Raw genomic sequence first — 212 nt, 5'->3', positions numbered from 1 at the left:
GCCGCGGTAATACGGAGGGTGCAAGCGTTAATCGGAATTACTGGGCGTAAAGCGCACGCAGGCGGTTTGTTAAGTCAGATGTGAAATCCCCGGGCTCAACCTGGGAACTGCATCTTATACTGGCAAGCTTGAGTCTCGTAGAGGGGGCTAGAAACCCAGCTGTAGCCGTAAAATGCGTACAGCTCTGGCTGAAACACAGTGCTGCCCAGGCT

Annotated in this window: 1 rRNA gene; it reads left to right on the top strand. The window is 54.2% G+C overall.

Features of this window, described 5'->3' with window-relative positions:
- A 16S ribosomal RNA gene (locus MFF64_RS37685) occupies positions 1–212 on the top strand; the annotation flags it as partial.

Source organism: Methylobacterium frigidaeris, from assembly GCF_022179185.1.
Lineage (GTDB): Bacteria > Pseudomonadota > Alphaproteobacteria > Rhizobiales > Beijerinckiaceae > Methylobacterium > Methylobacterium frigidaeris.
The sequence above is the reverse complement of the archived record's forward strand: the minus strand, read 5'-3'. Positions and strand labels throughout refer to the sequence as shown.